We start from the raw sequence: 14,454 nt of genomic DNA, 5'->3' as shown, positions 1-14,454 counted from the left end.
TTGCGCTGGTGTGGTGAGAGTCCACCAGCGCAGCGAGGGCAAGTGGAGCGCAAACCAGCTCGGTGTCAAGATGGAAAAGCGGAGCAAGAATAGCATGGGGCGAGTTGGTCGCCGCAACCTTACCCTTGGAACTTTTCGGAGTAAGGCTGCGGTGTTTTAAGCATGGATGAAAGCTTGTTACAGTTTTTCAAGTACCTGACGTGCCTCAGCTTCCTGGCCGTTGGCTTTATAGGCTTCAGCCAGGTGGTTGGCAATGTCCTTCGCGTCCGGTTGCAGTTGCAGGGCTTGCTCGAGTATCTCCACACTTTTCTGAACATGGCCCGAGGCAAGCAGTATCCAGCCATAGGTATCGGTGACCGCAGCGGATTTCGGGCTCAGTTGATAAGCTCTTTCTGCCAGCTTCAGGGCCCGGTCGTCTTTGTTCTCGTGGCGCAGCCAGGCCAGATTGTTCAACGCCACAACGTTGTTGGGTGCTGCCTCAATGATGCGCTCGTAGACGTCGGATGCTTTTTCCGGCTGATTGTTGCTTTGATAAAGAAGGGCCAGTGGCAAGGCCACTTCAGGGCGTTCCGGGAAGCGGGTGGCTGCGTCCTCGAGTACCGATATGGCTTTGTCGGATTGATCGGAATTTTGCAGGGCCCGGGAGTAGGCCAGTACCGTGGCTACCGAATCCTGCTTGCCCAGCGCCTGCCGGAAGAGCTCGGCGGCGTCTTCGTGTCTGCCCTGGCTGGTGCGATAACTCGCTTCAGTAATATAGGGGCGAGCGGATGCAGGGTGCATTTGTTTGGCTTCCTGAATGATTTCCCGGGCGGCGTGTTCGTCATTCTTGTGGAAACTGATCAGTGCGGATTGCAGGGCAATATCTTCATTCTCTGGAAACAATACCCGGCCACGGTTTAACAGCGCCGCGGCCTTGTCCAGTTCACCGGCTTTCAGGAAATTCTCAGCAACCCCTTTGTATAACGACTCGACAACCGGGGCCGCTTGAGCCGGCGCACTCTCACTGCGGCGCTCAAGCAGATCAGCGCTGAGCTGATCGGCCTGAGGGGTGTCACCGGCTTCCAGAGCCGCTTCCAGTAACACCAGTTTTGGCCCAATCGCATCGGGCTGTTTGGCCAGCACTTCGCGCATGAACACCAGCGATTCTTCGCGCTCCTGAGACGTTGCGAGATTTTGCAGGGCTTGTCGGTTATTGGGTTCGAGGGTCACGGCTTGCCGGAACAGTTTTAACGCCTCTTCCTGGTTGCCCTGGCTGCGGGCGAGGGCGCCCAGCGCAATCTTGGGGCCGGCGCTGTCGGGCGATTGGGTGGCAGCCTGGTTAAAGTATTGCCGCGCCTCATCCAGGTTGCCGGTTTGCGCGGCAAGTTGGCCGCGAATCAGCAGGGCAGAGGCGTTGTCAGGTTGTTCTTTTATCCAGGCATTGGCGGTCTCCGCCGCGGCAGCGGTATTGCCCGCCGCCATATGGGAGCGAATGATCAGCAATCGGGCCTGATTGGCCGTCGGATTTGCGTTCATCACTTGTTCGGCTAAGGCGATGGCCCGGTCATGATCGCCCTGGCGTGCGAAGTAATTTGCGTACCGTAACCGTAGGCTCTGGTTGTCCGGGTTGAGCTCTAACGCACGCTCAATAAAGGTTTCGCCCACGTGGGTATCCCCACTGGCGAGGGCGGCGATGCCCGTAAGCGCAAGAATTTCCGGATCGGATTGCTTTTCATCCAGGTTTTCCAGTAGCTCACGAGCACCTTCGGGGTCTTGCATCTGTATTTTGGTTGCCGCCAGCAGTTTGCTGGCTTGCAGCGCATCGCTGCCCTGGTTAACCACGTAAGAAAGGAGCCGCTCGGCCTCTTCGACGCGGCCCTGGCGGAAACGAACCAGACCAAGCAGCAGGGCGCTTTTTTCATGGCTCGGTGCTTGTCTCAACACACCTTCGAGATAATGCCCTGCGGCGTCCATATCCCCTTTATTGAAGGCCTCCTGGGCCGCTTCGAGATTGCTTTTGATGTTGCCAGGTGCGGATTTGGCGAGGATCTCTTCGTAGACGAAGGCTTCACCGGATTTGTTCTGAGCCCGCAATACGTTAATCAGGGCCGAGATGGTTTCATATTTCTGGAAGGTCATTACGTCATACTGACCGATATCTTCCAGCGCCCGGATATAGGCGCTTTCTGCGGTCGCCCAGTCTTGAGTCGCCTGGGCGAACTGCGCTTTCCACAGCCACAGGGCCGGGGTTTGGCCGTCCAGTTCTTCTGCTTTCTTGATGTACTCCCGGGTAAGTGCCAGATCGTTGTCCGCGAAGGCGGTTCGGGACAAACCGATCAGCGGCAGAACCGCATCCGGAGCCAGCCCATGGGCCTGTTCAAACGCCTTGCGGGCGTCAGCAATCCGGTTGGTCTCCAGCAAAACCCGGCCTTTCAGCAATTCCGCGTCGAGGGCCTGAGTGGAAGAGGGTTCGTCCAGATCGGTCAGGGTCGCCAGGACCCGGTCATACTCCCGTTGAATGCGCAGGGCTTCGGCACGCAGGAGAACAATCCGGTTCAGGGAATCTCTGCTGGGGTCTGCCGATTCCAGCAGTGTTGCGAGTTCATCGAGTTGATGCTCGGCGTTAATCCCGTCTCCCGCAGTGATGAGGTTTTCTACGAGGATGAAATAAGGCGCGGGTTCACCGGCCTGCAATTCGATGGCACTCCGGGCCTCTACCGTGCTGGCTCGGAGTTCGCCCTGACGCTGGAAAAAACGTGACTGATCCAGATGGCTCAGGTACTGCACATCTTCCTGATTCTGGGTGCTTTCTTCGCCGCAGCCGACCGTAGCCATCGTAATCGCAATGGATAACAGACTGGCACGGGCTAAAGGGAACCGTTTGGTGAAGGCTTTTCTTGTTTTCATGTCGTACCTATTCCTGCTCATGGGTCGGGCTTCCTGCCAGACGCTGTCGGTGCAGTTCAGGCTTCTGCAGACGCGTCTATCTTGTATTTGTCCGTCAGGTTGTAGAGCGTGGGGCGGGTAATCCCCAGTCTTCGGGCGGTCTGCGCCATGTTGAAATCGCTCGCTTGAAGTGCCTGGATAATGGCGTGTTTTTCTGCATTTTCCCGCACTTGCCGAAGGTTCAGATGATTGTCGGTCGCGTCACCGTCGCAGGCCAGCTCCAGGTCGGCTGCGGTGACCCGCTTGCCGTCGGCCATGATGGTCGCGCGCTTTATTTTATTGATCATTTCGCGGACGTTACCGGGCCAGTTGTAACGGTTGATGGCTCGTACGGCGTCTTCGGAAAATGCCAGCTGGTGGCGATCCAGCTGTTTGCCGAGAGTTTTCAGCAGGGATTGGGCAATGACCAGGCAATCGCCGTCCCGCTCCCGCAACGGTGGCACGTCCAGGGTGATTTCGCTGATCCGGTAGTAAAGATCTTCGCGGAAGTCGCCGCGCTCAATCAGTTGGTGCACGTCCCGATGGGTTGCGCACACCACGCGCACATCCACTGGGACAGGTTCGACGCTGCCCACGCGATCGATCACCCGCTCCTGTAAAAAACGCAGCAACTTGGCCTGCAAGGCCATGGGCATATCGCCGATTTCGTCCAGAAACAGCGTGCCGCCATTCGCGCTTTCGATCTTGCCTTTTTTGCTTTGCGTCGCTCCGGTGAACGCCCCTTTCTCATACCCGAAGAGTTCGCTTTCCAGCAGGTTTTCGGGGATTGCGGCGCAGTTGATGGCAGCAAAGGTTCGGTCAGCACGGGGGCTCAGATCATGCAATGCTCTGGCGAGCAATTCTTTACCGGTGCCGGTCTCACCGGCGATCAAGGTGGTGACGTCGGTGGGTGCGACTTTTTCCAGAGTGCGGCAAATACCGAGCATCTGGGGACTGGCTGCAATGATGCCTTTGATGGTGGTGCCGTTGCGGTGACGGGAGAGCTCCCGGTTTTCACGTTCCAGTTCCGCCAGGCGGAAGCCCCGGTTAACCACGAAGGTGAGGATGTCGGCATCCAGTGGCTTCTGGTAAAAGTCGCTGGCCCCCATACCAATTGCTTTGACGGCGTTTTCTTTGTCTTCACGCCCGGTGACCACGATGACCTTGGTGCTGGGGGCCAGTCGGAGAATGTCTTCAAGCAGGGCGAACCCTTCACTGGAGCCACCCGGGTCGGGCGGGAGTCCCAGATCAAGGGTTACCACGTCGGGTTCCAACCGGCGCAAAGCGGTAAGCGCGCTGTCCCTGTCGCTCGCCACCGACACTTCCAGCTCGTCGCTGAAACACCAGCGAATCTGGCTCTGGAGTCCCGGGTCATCTTCAACGATGAGAAGTCGTTTAGCTGCAATCACTACAAATCCTTTTTATCGTGAAGCCTACATGGATAATCTTTAACCGAAAACGGGGATATTGCAATCCCGTAAGCGGGCCACGACGCGGTGGGGGCCGCGTATCTGCTCAGTTCTGGCTGTTGGAATAAGCAACGTTTGCCGGTTCGGTGGCGGGCGTCTGCCGGGTCGCCAGGGGCAACCTCACGGAGAAACAAGACCCCACTTCCGGCTTGCTGGTGACATCGATATTCCCTCCCAGCCGGCGCACGTACTCTCGGGCCTGATACGCACCGATCCCCATGCCGGTGAGCCCCTTGGTGCTCTGGAAAGGTTGAAATAGTGACTGCTTGATAAACTCTTCGGTCATTCCGGAACCCGTGTCCTGTATGAAGAGTACAACATACCCGGCCGACATTTTCATGCTCAGACTGACCTCACCATCGGGCGGGGTGGCGTCCTGGGCATTCTGCACCAAGTGACCCAGCACACTTTTCAGTTGGTCCGGGTCGGCCCGGATGAGGATGGGCTCAGCCGTTTCGATCAGGCGGGGGGCGGGCTTTTTCCACGCGTAATGCTCCACCAGATTGCGGGCAATGACATTGATGTCCACTGTTTCGGTGTTCGGGGGGTCGTCCACCGGATTGCGGATGTGATCGATCAGATTCGACATTTTGCGTACCGCATGATCGGTGGTCTCGATCATGTCATCGATAAACGCAGGGTTGTGGCGGTGTTTGGCTGCGTTTCGGGTGAGCAGTGAGAGCTGGGCGATCAGCGTCTTCAGGTCATGCACCATGAAGGCGCTGGCCCGACTGACGGCTTCAAACTGCATGGCCCGGGAAAGCATGGATTGCGAATCGGCGTGCGCCAGCAGATTGCAGATTTGGCGGGCCACCACCCGGATAAGGTCAAAGTTTTCCCAATTGAGTTCCACCTTGGCATAGGGGTTGCCGATGAGCGCCAGGCCGTACAGGGAGTTATCAAGGTAAAGCGGGATGATGAGCCAACCGTCCGGGGTGTGGAGAATGGCATCGGGAATTTCCATCAGGTTGTACCGGGTCGGATCGCGCCGGTATTCGTGCAGATCAACAACCCATTCCCGTTCGAGAAAAAATTGAATCAGTTCAGACTGACAATCTATGCCGGTGTGCTTGGGGAGCGAGAGGTTGATGGCGGACTGCAACTGGTAATGACCGGTTTCATCTTTGACCCAGAGAGCGCCGGCATTGCCCTCAACGAGGCCGGACAGAATGCTGATCACCCGCTCGGGCAATGGGGGGGCGTCGCCCAGATCGGCAAGTTCGCGGGTAAGCTTGAGCCACTCTTCCCGGTAGTCGTACTTGTAGTCAAAAAAATGCCGGCTGATGAACACCATCAAACGGGAACGCACCCGTCTGGAGGTGATCAGGGTGATAAAAAACGCCATGGAGATGGTAATGAGCAGGACCTGCAGGGCTTCCCCCCACTCGCCCCCCATAACGCGCACGTAATAGCTGCCTGCAGCAAGAAACAGCAGGTAAATGCCGGCGAATATGAGGGTACCTGCGTGGAAAATGGCGTTGCGTGACAGCTGGAAATGCACCGGCTGTTTACGGGTGTTGATCATGTTCACCGCAAACAGCGGGACAATCAGGGCATTCACAAACCCGCGCGCGCCCCAGAACGCATCGGACACCTGACCAAAAAGCAGGGCATCGGTGTACATGAAAAAGTCATACGCCATCAGCGTGGCAATACCGATGCACAGATAGCGCAGGCTGGAACGATTGAAGTTGATGGAGTTACGCCAGATTTGCTCGACCAGCGACAGTCCCAGCAGTGCCAGCGCAATTTGCCCCGCCACTTTGACTTTGCCGTTCAGCACCGAAAACTCGAATGCGTATTCCAGCAGGGCAAAGGAGAGCAGGCAGATAGCCACTGTGGCGGCGATGATTTTAAGCACAGGTGGTGTGCGGTCCGAGGAATGGACCGTACGCTCGCCGTCGATCAGGAGGACCAGGAGCACGCCAATCCAGGCCGCATCCCGCAGCAGTTCCAGTAAATAGCGCGGGAAAAATCCCGGCTGCCCCCAGACGACCTGGGTCACCACCGAGCCCGCCCAGACCAAAGAAATGACCGTGGCCAGCAAAATGGCGCGGTCAACCTTGCGTCGCAGGTATTTGCTGACGATCAGCACGGCCAGGAGCAAAAATGACAGCACCGCCGTGATATGGCTGATAACACCTAAGCTGGTAATCATGACGTACCACATCCTGTGATAGCACCAACAGCGGGTTGGGGCAGGCTGCCGGTGAAATTAAACCGGGATCTCGCTGCTCTGAGCATAGCGGAAAACCGCCCCCGGCGTCGCCAATTCGTCCCCCGTCATGGCGCAGTGACGCTGTAATGCGCCGGAAAACCGGTAATTGTCTGATGTTTAAAGTGGAAGTTGCTGTTTATCGAGGAATAGGGATTGAAGCCGGCGCCGTCTCTTGCTAACATGCGCGCCGCATCTGGACGAGCGTGTCCGGATTGTTATGGTGGCTCCGCTGGTGCCTCCGCAACGATAAACCGTGAACCCGGTCAGGCCCGGAAGGGAGCAGCCGCAGCGGTGGACTCGTGTGCCGGAGTGTTGCTAGTGGGGCCACCCCCATCTCTTCCCCTGCTCGCACCGGGCAATCGTATTTCACACCCGTAAATGGGTTTTCAGCCGCTTGCTTCTGTCGCCCCCGATCCGAGCCGGGCCGCCATGGGTTGCTTCTTATAACGCCCTGAGCATGCTAAGGTTAGCCTCATTTATAATCGCAGTTGATGGAACATGAGCTACCAGGTATTAGCCCGCAAATGGCGGCCGCAAACATTCGAGGATATGGTCGGGCAGGAGCACGTACTCAAGGCGCTGATACACGCCCTTGAGAGCCAGCGCCTGCATCACGCCTATCTGTTTACCGGTACCCGGGGCGTGGGAAAGACCACCATTGGGCGATTGCTGGCACGGTGCCTCAATTGTGAAACCGGAATCACTCCGACTCCCTGCGGTGAGTGTTCGAGTTGTCTTGAAATTCAGGAAGGCCGCTTTGCTGATCTGATTGAAATTGATGCGGCATCCCGGACCGGTGTGGACGACATGCGGGAGTTGACGGATAACGTCCAGTACACACCGACCCGGGGGCGCTTCAAGGTGTATCTGATTGATGAGGTGCACATGCTCACCAATCAATCGTTCAATGCATTTCTGAAAACCCTTGAAGAGCCACCAGAGCACGTCAAATTCTTGCTGGCAACCACCGATCCGCAAAAGCTCCCGGTGACCGTGTTATCCCGTTGTCTGCAGTTCAATCTGAAGCGGATGACGCCGGAGCATATTGCCAATCATTTGAACCATGTGCTCACCCAGGAGCAGGTGCCCTTTGAGGAAGCCGCGTTGTGGCTGCTGGCCCGCGCTGCCGATGGCAGTATGCGCGACGCGCTCAGTCTGACCGATCAGGCCATCTCCTACAGCAACCGGCAACTGGCGGCCAGCGATGTCAGCAGCATGCTGGGCACCCTCGATCAGAGCGACATCGCCAGGCTGGTAGAGGCGCTGGTGACCAACGATGGTCCCGGTATGCTGGCGGAGGTTCGGCGGATCGCCGATTTCGCACCGGACTACAGCGTGATCCTGGCGGATCTGCTGTCTTTGTTCCACCGCGTGACCATGGAGCAGGTGGTTCCCGGTAGTGTTGATAACGCCCTGGGCGACGCCGAACAGATTCAGTCCCTGGCACGGCAGCTGAGTGCGGAAGACGCCCAGCTGTTTTATCAGGCGGCGCTGATCGGGCGCAAAGATCTGGCCATCACTCCGGACGCCCGCATGGGCTTTGAAATGGCGCTGTTGAGAATGCTCGCATTCCGTCCCGGAGCGGCCCGCCGACAACCACCGAGCCTGGCCTCCAGCACCGCGGCGGCGAGCGAGCCTGCGGAGGACCCCGACCGTGCCCGGCCGCCAAGCGAGGAGGCCGCGCCGGTAACGGCGCCGACCACGGCACCGGTTCCACTCGCCCCGAGCGGGTCGGAAGCGGCTGCGGTTGCGGCGCCCCGGCTGGATGGCGACCGCCCCGGCGGTTCCGGACCAGACGCACCGGTTCAATCCGAACCGGTCGTGCCTGCGTATGTAGAGGAGCAGATCGCCGCCCCCCAAGACCAGCCTCCCTGGGAAGACGAAGCAGCGGAGCCGGTGGCCGCCCCGCAGGCCGAGCCGGTGCCAGCGGTCGCCGCCTTGCCGGACCAGCCCGGGGGCACCGGTGATGGTTTTGACTGGCCACGGGAGTTCCGCAGCCTCGGCATTGTCGGTATGCCCGGCAACCTTGCCAGTCATGGCGCCATGCACCGTGAGGGGGATGCCTGGGTGCTGACGCTGGAAGACGGCCACGCCCGGTTATTGAATGACCGTCACCAGAGCCGAATCCTTGACGCACTGAAGCAGCGCTTCGGTGGTGCCACCACACTCCGGATCGAAGTGGGTGACACCCAGGGGCTGACCCCCGCGGTTTGGGAAGAACAGCAGCGCCAGGCTCGCCAGGCGTCGGCCGAAGAAGCCATTCGCAACGACCCGCTCGTCAATGAGATCGTCGAACGATTCGACGCGCGGGTTGTCGAAGAAAGTATCAGGCCGGTGGTCACCAAGGGGTAGGGAGCAATAGCGCCCGCGGCGCCTCCTTGGGTTAAAATGCATCCGGTATCAGCAAACAGTGTTCACAACAGATTGATTGAGAGGTTAGCCAGATGATGAATGGCATGGGTGATCTGATGAAAAAAGCGCAACAGATGCAGGAAGACATGCAAAAGGCGCAGGAAGAAATTGCCAAAGCAGAGGTGATTGGAGAGTCAGGCGCGGGCATGGTGAAGATCACCATGAACGGTCGTCATGACGTGCGCAAGGTCGAGATTGAACCGTCGCTGATGAGCGAAGACAAGGAAATTCTGGAAGATTTGCTGGCGGCAGCGGTCAACGACGCAGTGCGTCGGGTTGAAGCGCATCAGAAAGAGAAAATGTCCGGAATGATGTCCGGTATGGGCATGCCTCCCGGGTTCAAAATGCCGTTCTGAGGCCCGCTAACCCAACGGTCATTGTCGAGTAAGGGGTGAGGATGTCGTTCAGTCCGTTAGTGGATGAGCTGGTTGATGCATTGCGCTGTCTGCCCGGGGTCGGGCAAAAAACCGCGCAGCGGATGGCGTTCCATTTGCTGGAAAAAGGCCGCACCGGAGGCACCCGACTGGCGGATGCCTTGGGCAGCGCAATGATAGGCGTGCAACGTTGTGAACGGTGCCAGAACTTTGCTGACGCCAGTGAGTGCGGCATCTGCCAGGACAGGGCGCGCAATACCGGCACCATCTGCGTGGTTGAGAGTCCTTCGGATTTGCTGGCGATCGAGCAGGCGGGGGATTACCGTGGCGGGTATTTTGTATTGATGGGGCACTTATCCCCCATCGATGGCGTTGGCCCGGCGGATATCGGTATAGAGCGTCTGATAGAGCGCATCGACGCCGAGCACACCAGGGAATTGATTTTGGCCACCAATCCCACCGTGGAGGGCGAAGCGACCGCGCATTACATCGCTGACCGGCTGGATGGCCGGAACGTATTGATCACCCGCCTGGCGCATGGCATTCCCGTAGGGGGTGAGCTGGGCTACGTTGACGGGTTTACCCTTACCCATGCATTCCGCGGGCGCAAGCCTTTGCTGGATTAATCTTCCAACCGAGTTTTTTATGTCGTTACCCACCACCGAAAGCCGCGCCGATTACTGGATCATCGAGCCGGCCGCGCTCGACCAATGGCTGGAATCTGCTCCAGGACTGCCGCTGGCGCTGGATACAGAGTTTGAGCGTGTGTCTACCTTTTACCCCATCCCCGGGCTGGTCCAGCTGGGCTTGGGTGACCGTTATTGTCTTGTCGATCCGGCCGTGGCGGAAGCCTCGCCCGTATTTGTCCGGATGCTGCAGGCCCCGGAAGTACCTAAAATACTCTATGCCATGAGTGAAGATCTGGAGTTGTTCCGTCATTGGCTCAATATCGAACCCCGGGGGTTGCTGGATCTCCAGGTGGGGGCGGCTCTGGCGGGCGCCGGTTTCTCGGTCGGTTACGCCCGGCTGGTTGAAACCCTGTTCGGGGAGTCGCTCGATAAATCCGCTACCCGGTCCGACTGGGTTGCCAGGCCGTTGACTGCAGAGCAGGAACGCTACGCGCTGGATGACATCCGTTTTTTGCAGCCGCTGTACGAGTGGGTATTCAATAACCTGGAGGTGCGCGGGTTAACCGACGCGCTGGCCCAGGAAACCGAGCGCTTTGCTGAAGACCTCAAGCGGGATGACCCGTCGGGCTATTACCTGCGCGTACGGGGGGGCTGGACGTTGAGCGCGCCGGAGCAGTGGGTGCTGCAAGGCATTACCGAGTGGCGGGAGCAGGAATGCCGTATGCTGGACAAGCCAAGAAACCGGGTGTTGTCGGATGCGCTCATTTTGGCAATTATCAGTGCTGCGCCCCAAACCACGGCCGAGTTGCACAACGTGCAAGGCTTGCCCCGCGTTGTCGTCAAGCGCTACGGCGAGGTGTTGCTGGAATGGCTGAACACCATGCCGGCGACTGTACCGGCCGATTTTGAACTGATCCGCTGTCCGTTGACCCGGGACGAACAGGCGCTCTACAAACAGGTCAAACGGCAATTTGTGGCAGTGGCGGAGCGCCGTGATATCCCGGTGGAACTGCTGGCGCCCCGGCGTCGCCTGGAGGCGGTGGTGCAGAGCCGGGACCTGAACGGGGTATTCACCGAAGGCTGGCGGGCGCCGTTGATTGAGCCCATTCGTCAACCTGTGGAGGCGTTACTGACATCATGACCGAGAAAACTTTTGTATCCGTATTCCGAAGCAGGAAGAAGGCGGACACCTACATCTACGTGCGCCGTGGGCAGGTATGGGAGGAGTTGCCGGAGGCCCTGCGGGCCATCTTTGGCCAGCCGGTGCACGCCATGGATCTGGTGCTCACGCCGGAAAGAAAGCTGGCTCGCACCACTGCCAAAGCCGTGTTGGAGGCCATTGCCGATCAGGGCTTTTATATGCAGATGCCGGAAGAGCACGACAGCTACGTGATCAATTTCAAACAACCCCCGGTCAAGCGTGCGGAATGATTGCAGCCATCCCTTTCTGGCAGCGTAAGCGCCTGGACGAAATGACCCGGCAGGAGTGGGAATCACTCTGTGATGGTTGTGGTAAATGCTGTCTGGTCAAACTGGAAGATGAGGATACCAGCGAGGTGTATTACACCGAGCTGGCCTGTCGCTACATGGATCAGGACAGCTGCACTTGCACCGTATACGACACCCGGCTGGCAAAGGTCCCGGAGTGCACGGTCCTCACTCCGGACACCATCGCTGATTTTCACTGGCTGCCATTTACCTGTGCATATCGGACCCTCGCCGAAAGCCGGCCACTGGCCGACTGGCACCCGCTTCGTTCGGGTGACCCGAACACGGTTCATGAAGCCGGTGTTTCGGTCGCCAACCGGGTAGTGTCCGAGGCAGAGGTACCCCCTGACGATTGGCAAGAACACATCATTCACTGGATAGTGTAATCATGATCGCTGACGCACAAACGGCCTACGGTATTTTCTGGGCCATCTACATTGTCGGTTTTTTGCTGTTTTTTATTATGATGACCCGACTGTTCCGGCTGGTGCCGGTCTACGGTCTGAAAACCCTGCTGCAGGCCGCCCTGGTGGTGATCGTAATCACCCCGGTAACGTCACCGGCGGTGGCGGACTGGTGGGTGCCGGCCTGGCTCTATGGTGGCTATGAGATGCTGCTCGGGGGCACGGAAGAGGCGGCCCGGGCACTGTTCAACCTTGGCGTTGCCAGCCTGGTCATGTTGTTGGTGTGGATTCTGGATCTGGTAAGGTATCGCCTCAGGTCGAAATAAACGGGTGCGCTGCCCGGTGTCTCAACGATTGGTCGGTAAGGCCGGTGAGCGGGGCAATGGCTATGGATTTACGATGAATTTGGAACAGGAACAGACATCATGAAGTTTACCGGTACTGAGAAGTATGTAGCGACCAGCGATCTGCAGATGGCCGTCAACGCGGCAATTACGCTGCAGCGCCCCCTGTTGATCAAGGGCGAGCCGGGTACCGGAAAGACCCTGTTGGCGGAGGAAATGGCCGCTGCGTTGGGGATGAAGTTGATTTCCTGGCACATCAAATCCACCACCAAGGCGCAGCAGGGGTTGTACGAATACGACGCGGTCTCACGCTTGCGGGATTCCCAGTTGGGGGATGAAAAAGTCAAAGACATCCGCAATTACATTGTAAAAGGCAAGCTGTGGGAAGCCTTCGAGTCGGACGAACGGGTGGTGCTGCTGATCGATGAGGTCGACAAGGCCGATATCGAATTTCCCAACGACTTGCTGCAGGAACTCGACCGGATGGAGTTCTTTGTGTACGAAACCCAGCAGTTCATCCAGGCCAGGCATCGTCCGATCGTGGTGATCACCAGTAATAACGAGAAAGAATTGCCCGACGCCTTTCTGCGTCGCTGTTTTTTCCATTACATCAACTTCCCGGATCACGCCACCATGCAGAGCATCGTCGATGTGCATTTCCCCAATCTGCAGCAGGAAGTGGTCCGCGATGCGATGGAAGTGTTTTTCGATATCCGCAAGGTGCCCGGCCTGAAGAAAAAGCCTTCCACTTCGGAGCTGATTGACTGGCTGAAACTGCTCATGGCGGACGAGCTCAGCGCCAGGATGTTGCACGACAAAGACAGCAGTACCGCCTTGCCACCGTTGTACGGGGCGCTGGTAAAGAATGAACAGGACGTTCATCTGTTGCAGAAATTAGCGTTTATGGCGCGTCGCCGAGGTTAACATGCTGATTGATTTCTTCCTTGAGGTGCGCCGGGCGAAGGTGCCCGCAAGCTTGCGGGAGTTTCTTGATTTATTGGACGCACTCAAAAACCGGCTCGCGTTTGCCGACATGGAGGAGTTTTATTACCTGGCCCGGCTGTGTCTGGTCAAAGATGAACGCCATTTTGACAAGTTTGACCGGGCGTTTGACGTCTACTTCAAGGGCATCGAAGACCTCGATGCGCTGATGAAGGAGCTCATTCCCGACGACTGGCTGCGCGCTGAACTGGAAAAACATCTGACCGACGAAGAGAAGGCGAACATCGATTCTCTGGGTGGGCTGGAAGAGCTGATCGAAACCTTCAAGAAGCGCATGGAAGAGCAGCAAAAACGGCATCAGGGGGGCAACAAGTGGATCGGCACCGGCGGTACCTCGCCCTTCGGGGCTTACGGTTATAACCCCGAAGGTTTCCGCATCGGCCAGAAGGAAGGTCGCCACGGGCGGGCGGTAAAAGTTTGGGAAAAGCGGGAATTCCGCGACCTGGACGACAGCGTCACCCTGGGCATCCGCAACATGAAAATGGCCATGCGTCGGTTGCGCAAGTTCGCCCGGCAAGGGGCCGCGGACCAGCTGGATCTGGACGACACCATCCGTTCGACCGCGCGCAATGCCGGTTATCTGGATCTGAAGATGGTGCCCGAGCGGCACAACGCCGTGAAAGTGCTCATCTTTTTTGATGTTGGCGGATCGATGGATCCTCATATTCAGGTCTGTGAAGAGCTGTTTTCCGCGGCACGCCTCGAATTCAAGCACATGGAGTACTTCTACTTTCATAACTTTGTGTATGAAAGCGTCTGGAAGAACAACCTCCGGCGGATGAACGAAACCACCGATGTGTGGGACATCCTGCACAAATATACACCGGATTATAAGGTGATATTTGTCGGCGATGCCTCCATGGCACCCTACGAAATATCCCATCCCGGCGGTTCTATCGAACACTGGAACGAAGAGTCCGGCGCCACCTGGTTTGGCCGCATCACCGATCATTTCCGCAAGGTAGTGTGGCTGAATCCCATGCCTGAGAGCTTCTGGAACCCGGGGGGCTCCCTGGCCATGACCCGTCAGTTGGTGGGGGGGCATATGTACCCGCTGACCCTGGACGGCCTGGAGTCCGCCATGGGCTATTTGAGCAAATAAAAGCCCGGCGCTACCTCCTTGATCTTAAAACTGCTATTCTCTCGTCTCGATTCGAGACTGATACTTTAGTCTGGTTGTTTTCTGGCCTGAATAGATGTTCGGGTTGGC

12 protein-coding genes and 1 other RNA gene are annotated in these 14,454 nt (G+C 57.9%); 10 read left to right on the top strand and 3 right to left on the bottom strand.

All coding sequences use genetic code 11. The features are described 5' to 3' along the window. Window positions 1-177: 177 nt before the first annotated feature. The 3 genes from BG841_RS15750 to prsK all read right to left on the bottom strand — a co-directional run bounded on the left by BG841_RS15750 (window position 178) and on the right by prsK (window position 6,531). Window positions 178-2,886 carry a tetratricopeptide repeat protein gene (locus tag BG841_RS15750; RefSeq protein ID WP_070058512.1) on the bottom strand — a complete coding sequence of 903 codons (2,709 nt, stop codon included), beginning with the start codon at window positions 2,884-2,886 and terminating at the stop codon, window positions 178-180. A 56-nt stretch (window positions 2,887-2,942) separates the two neighbouring features. Continuing rightward, complete coding sequence (gene prsR / locus BG841_RS15745) at window positions 2,943-4,313, bottom strand: PEP-CTERM-box response regulator transcription factor (RefSeq protein WP_228141685.1); 1,371 nt, start codon at window positions 4,311-4,313, stop codon at window positions 2,943-2,945. A 106-nt stretch (window positions 4,314-4,419) separates the two neighbouring features. After that, window positions 4,420-6,531 carry an XrtA/PEP-CTERM system histidine kinase PrsK gene (gene prsK, locus BG841_RS15740; RefSeq protein WP_070058511.1) on the bottom strand — a complete coding sequence of 704 codons (2,112 nt, stop codon included), beginning with the start codon at window positions 6,529-6,531 and terminating at the stop codon, window positions 4,420-4,422. 287 nt (window positions 6,532-6,818) lie between these two features. On the opposite strand from prsK, the gene ffs reads away from it, so the two are divergent. The 10 genes from ffs (at window position 6,819) to BG841_RS15690 (ending at window position 14,346) form a co-directional block, all read left to right on the top strand. Beyond that, an RNA gene (ffs, locus tag BG841_RS15735) (signal recognition particle sRNA small type) lies at window positions 6,819-6,915 on the top strand. Between the two features lie 174 nt (window positions 6,916-7,089). Then, complete coding sequence (gene dnaX / locus BG841_RS15730) at window positions 7,090-8,943, top strand: DNA polymerase III subunit gamma/tau (RefSeq protein ID WP_070058510.1); 1,854 nt, start codon at window positions 7,090-7,092, stop codon at window positions 8,941-8,943. Between the two features lie 92 nt (window positions 8,944-9,035). Beyond that, window positions 9,036-9,359, top strand: a complete 324-nt coding sequence (locus BG841_RS15725) for a YbaB/EbfC family nucleoid-associated protein (protein WP_070058509.1) — start codon at window positions 9,036-9,038, stop codon at window positions 9,357-9,359. A 41-nt stretch (window positions 9,360-9,400) separates the two neighbouring features. Beyond that, window positions 9,401-10,003: a recombination mediator RecR gene (gene recR / locus BG841_RS15720; RefSeq protein ID WP_070058508.1), complete on the top strand. Its 603-nt coding sequence runs from the start codon at window positions 9,401-9,403 to the stop codon at window positions 10,001-10,003. 19 nt (window positions 10,004-10,022) lie between these two features. Beyond that, window positions 10,023-11,147: a ribonuclease D gene (locus BG841_RS15715; RefSeq protein WP_070058507.1), complete on the top strand. Its 1,125-nt coding sequence runs from the start codon at window positions 10,023-10,025 to the stop codon at window positions 11,145-11,147. Then, window positions 11,144-11,437, top strand: a complete 294-nt coding sequence (locus BG841_RS15710) for a YcgL domain-containing protein (RefSeq protein WP_070058506.1) — start codon at window positions 11,144-11,146, stop codon at window positions 11,435-11,437. Before BG841_RS15715 ends, BG841_RS15710 begins: the two co-directional genes overlap by 4 nt. Beyond that, window positions 11,434-11,880, top strand: coding sequence for a YcgN family cysteine cluster protein (locus BG841_RS15705; protein ID WP_070058505.1), 447 nt, complete (start codon window positions 11,434-11,436; stop codon window positions 11,878-11,880). Before BG841_RS15710 ends, BG841_RS15705 begins: the two co-directional genes overlap by 4 nt. After that, a complete protein-coding gene (locus BG841_RS15700; protein WP_070058879.1) occupies window positions 11,880-12,224 on the top strand; it encodes a hypothetical protein in 345 nt (114 codons plus the stop codon). Before BG841_RS15705 ends, BG841_RS15700 begins: the two co-directional genes overlap by 1 nt. Window positions 12,225-12,323: 99 nt before the next feature. Beyond that, window positions 12,324-13,166, top strand: a complete 843-nt coding sequence (locus BG841_RS15695) for an AAA family ATPase (protein WP_070058504.1) — start codon at window positions 12,324-12,326, stop codon at window positions 13,164-13,166. Between the two features lies 1 nt (window position 13,167). After that, window positions 13,168-14,346, top strand: coding sequence for a vWA domain-containing protein (locus BG841_RS15690; RefSeq protein ID WP_070058503.1), 1,179 nt, complete (start codon window positions 13,168-13,170; stop codon window positions 14,344-14,346). Window positions 14,347-14,454 lie beyond the last annotated feature (108 nt).

The organism is Marinobacter sp. X15-166B (assembly GCF_001752365.1).
Taxonomy (GTDB): Bacteria; Pseudomonadota; Gammaproteobacteria; order Pseudomonadales; family Oleiphilaceae; genus Marinobacter.
This window is presented reverse-complemented; position numbering and strand designations above follow the sequence as displayed.

Coding starts and splice junctions, on each gene's coding strand:
- BG841_RS15750 (WP_070058512.1), bottom strand. CDS start 2,886: ATGAAAACAAGAAAAGCCTTCACCAAACGGTTCCCTTTAGCCCGTGCC.
- prsK (WP_070058511.1), bottom strand. CDS start 6,531: ATGATTACCAGCTTAGGTGTTATCAGCCATATCACGGCGGTGCTGTCA.
- dnaX (WP_070058510.1), top strand. CDS start 7,090: ATGAGCTACCAGGTATTAGCCCGCAAATGGCGGCCGCAAACATTCGAG.
- BG841_RS15725 (WP_070058509.1), top strand. CDS start 9,036: ATGATGAATGGCATGGGTGATCTGATGAAAAAAGCGCAACAGATGCAG.
- recR (WP_070058508.1), top strand. CDS start 9,401: ATGTCGTTCAGTCCGTTAGTGGATGAGCTGGTTGATGCATTGCGCTGT.
- BG841_RS15715 (WP_070058507.1), top strand. CDS start 10,023: ATGTCGTTACCCACCACCGAAAGCCGCGCCGATTACTGGATCATCGAG.
- BG841_RS15710 (WP_070058506.1), top strand. CDS start 11,144: ATGACCGAGAAAACTTTTGTATCCGTATTCCGAAGCAGGAAGAAGGCG.
- BG841_RS15705 (WP_070058505.1), top strand. CDS start 11,434: ATGATTGCAGCCATCCCTTTCTGGCAGCGTAAGCGCCTGGACGAAATG.
- BG841_RS15695 (WP_070058504.1), top strand. CDS start 12,324: ATGAAGTTTACCGGTACTGAGAAGTATGTAGCGACCAGCGATCTGCAG.
- BG841_RS15690 (WP_070058503.1), top strand. CDS start 13,168: ATGCTGATTGATTTCTTCCTTGAGGTGCGCCGGGCGAAGGTGCCCGCA.